Genomic DNA, 2841 nt, shown 5'->3' on the forward strand with positions numbered 1-2841 from the left:
GAAGCTGGAAGGCGCCGGGCCGTACTACACGCTCGAGCTGCCGCTCGCGTGGCAGCTGCAGGCCGGCACCGCCGACCTGCGCGGGCTGCAGCTGCGCAATGCGCTCGGCGAGCCGCTGCCCTACGCCTGGGCCGATGCTGCGCCACCGGCGCAGCAGAGCCTGGCCACCGGCAGCGTGCCGGTCTTCAAGCTGCCGGCGGCGAAGCCGGCCAGGAAGGACGCCAAGGACGCGCCGGACGACACGCCGCGCGGCTGGGTGCTGGACCTGCGCGGCGTGAAGGGCTCGGTGATGGAGGTGGCGCTCGCGTTCCCCGAGCGCGCCAACGGTGCCTGGCCGGTCGCGGTGGAGGCGAGCGATGACCTGACGCATTGGCGCACCGTGCGCGCCGAGGTGCAGCTGGTGTCGCTGCAGCACCAGGGGCAGCGGCTGGACAGCAGCGTGATCGAGCTCGGCGGCGTGCGGGCCGCCTACCTGCGGCTGCGCAGCCTCGGCAGCGGCCCGGTGCTGGAGCTCACGGGGGCCGAGGCGACGAGCGCGACGCTGCAATGGCCGCAACCCGCGCTGCAATGGAGCGAGCCGATCGCCCCGGCGAGCTGCGATGGGCAGCATTGCGACTACGCGCTGCCGGCGGTGGCCGTGGAGGCGCTGGAACTGCTGCCGCACGATGCGAACACGGTGGCGCGCGTCGGCTGGCTGGTGCGCGGCGAGGCGGCGCCGCGCCAGCACGTGCATCGCCACGGATTGCGCCGGCACCTGCACGCGCTGCGCGACAAGACCCCGGCGCCGCTGCCCGCGCCGGAGCCGGGCTGGCAGCCGCTGGCCGATGGCAGCGTGTGGTGGCTGCGGTTGCCGACGGGGGAATCGAGGTCGCCGGTGCTGCGGCTCGACGGGGCCGTGCACGCGCAGCTGCGGTTGCAGGTGGCCGGTGGCATGGTGCAGCTCGGGGCGCAGCCGCCGCAATTGCGCATCGGCGTGCGCGCGCGCACGCTGGTGCTGCTGGCGCGCGGTAGCGGGCCGCATCGGCTGGGCTGGGGCGACCCGGCGCTGGCGGCACCGGCGATGTCGCTGGGCGAGCTGATGCCGGCACGGCGCAGCGGCGAAGCGCTGCCGGCGGATCGGGCGGTGTTGGTGGCGGATGCGGCGCCGCTGGCGTCGCCGGTGCTGCAGGCGGCGTCGGTGCCGGCGCCCGCGCCGAACACCTCGCGCGCGTGGTTGTGGGGGGCGCTGGTGGCCGGGGTGGCGCTGATGGCGGCGATGGCGTGGTCGCTGTTGAAGGGGAAGGGCTGAGGGGCGGAACGTTCTGCGCCGAGGTGTCACACACCGCCATGGAATCGGCGAGGCGGGTGGACATGAAGGAGCGTCACAGCGTGCAGTCCTCGCCCGCGAGGACGCCTCGGGCCAATGAGGTCAAGAGTCCTCCGTTCGCCGAAACACTTCCTCCGTTGTCCCGGGCAAGCAGCGAGAAGGAACGAAAGCAGGCCAGGCAGTGCCTCGAGAGATTGGATCTCTCGTGGGAGCTGGAGAGGCTGGCCGACAGCATCGATGAGACGAGTGCGGTTCAGCGCTTGAGTGTGCTTGTCGAAGAGAAGCTCCTCGTTGGCAGATTCAGCTGGGATCGGCAGGGGCGGGCAATCGGTGCCATCCATGTCGAACCGGGATGCGACCCTGTCGAGTTGGCCGGGATCGCACGGGCACTCGAAGCTGGGGGCCAGCGCGAGTGCGCGTTTCAACTGCGAGCGGCAGCGGTGACCAGTGCAACCTCAGCCGACGATGGCTTCATCGAGAACCTGCTCGAGTTCTGCCGCCTGGAGAGAACGGCAGGCTGGGGAATGAGCCCTGAATCGCGGAAAGCCCTGCTGGTGAACTGCCGGGCCCTGCGTGCCATGTTGTCGCGCGAGCGATTCAAGGACGACCTGCGCTACGTTGGCTCCCTTGACCCTGTCGATGGTCCGGAGTCCGACCGGGCAGCCCCCGTTGGCGAGCCGTTCGACACCCTCAGCAGCATCATCGTGTCGCTGGAGCAGCTTTGGCCCTCGTTCGATCCGATGTCGATCCATGACGGTGTCGGCGAGCGCATGCAGCAGATCGAGCCGGACAGTCCTCCCAGGTCGGCTCGCCGCCGGACGTTCTCGCAGAGCGGGGACTTCGATCTGCGCAAGCTGACGGGGCGCGTCAATGGGGGGCGAGCATGGTCCGGGTGGACCGGCTGGTTGCGCGATTCTTCGCTCGAAAAAACCTTCACCAGCCTGCTCGAGAGCGGTCTCGTCACTTTCGTCCCTGCCTCGGAGGGCGAGGCCGAGTTGGAGATCCGCAGTTTCACGTTGCAAGCCGGCTGCGACGGCAGCATGGTGGCGGACGTGGCGGCGGGGCTCGCGAAGACGGGACCGCCGACGGTGGCCTTGCTGCTCTGGGCCGCGTGGGCGATGAACGAAACCCACGCCGGCAGCGAATTCTTTTCAGCCATCGAATCCTTGCTTGCGCTGAAGGCGAGGATCGAGACGCCGCCACCTTCCTTGTGGGAGGTTCTGGGCCAACTCTGCGTGCATGTCTGTGCACTCTCGGAATTGAATCGAACCAGACAACCTGAACGCCTGCGTTCCACGATCGCGCAGCTTCAGGGATTCACGCTTTTCGTCGACGAGAGTGCATTCAGCGAGGCCTCGCAGGAGCGAAGGCGGTACGTCGAAGCGCGGATCCTGTCGAACACCCGCCATGAAGAGTCTGCGACGCCGAGGATTTCGATCGTGGATCCTGAGAGTCATGGACAAGAACGTACGCGCGCACTCGAACTGCTGCGCCTCTGGGGCCTGCCACCGCTGTGGATCGATGCAGGGCGGGGA

Annotated in this window: 2 protein-coding genes; both read left to right on the forward strand. The window is 69.2% G+C overall.

Annotated features, from left to right (window positions below):
• Nucleotides 1-1288, forward strand: a 1288-nt coding sequence (locus AC1DXV_RS33370) for a DUF3999 family protein (RefSeq protein WP_477937839.1), incomplete at its 5' end; no start/stop codon positions are given.
• A 62-nt stretch (nucleotides 1289-1350) separates the two neighbouring features.
• On the forward strand, nucleotides 1351-2841 hold a 1491-nt coding region (locus AC1DXV_RS33375; protein WP_477937841.1), incomplete at its 3' end, for a hypothetical protein.

Source organism: Rhizobacter sp. P3_C12 (genome assembly GCF_056402735.1).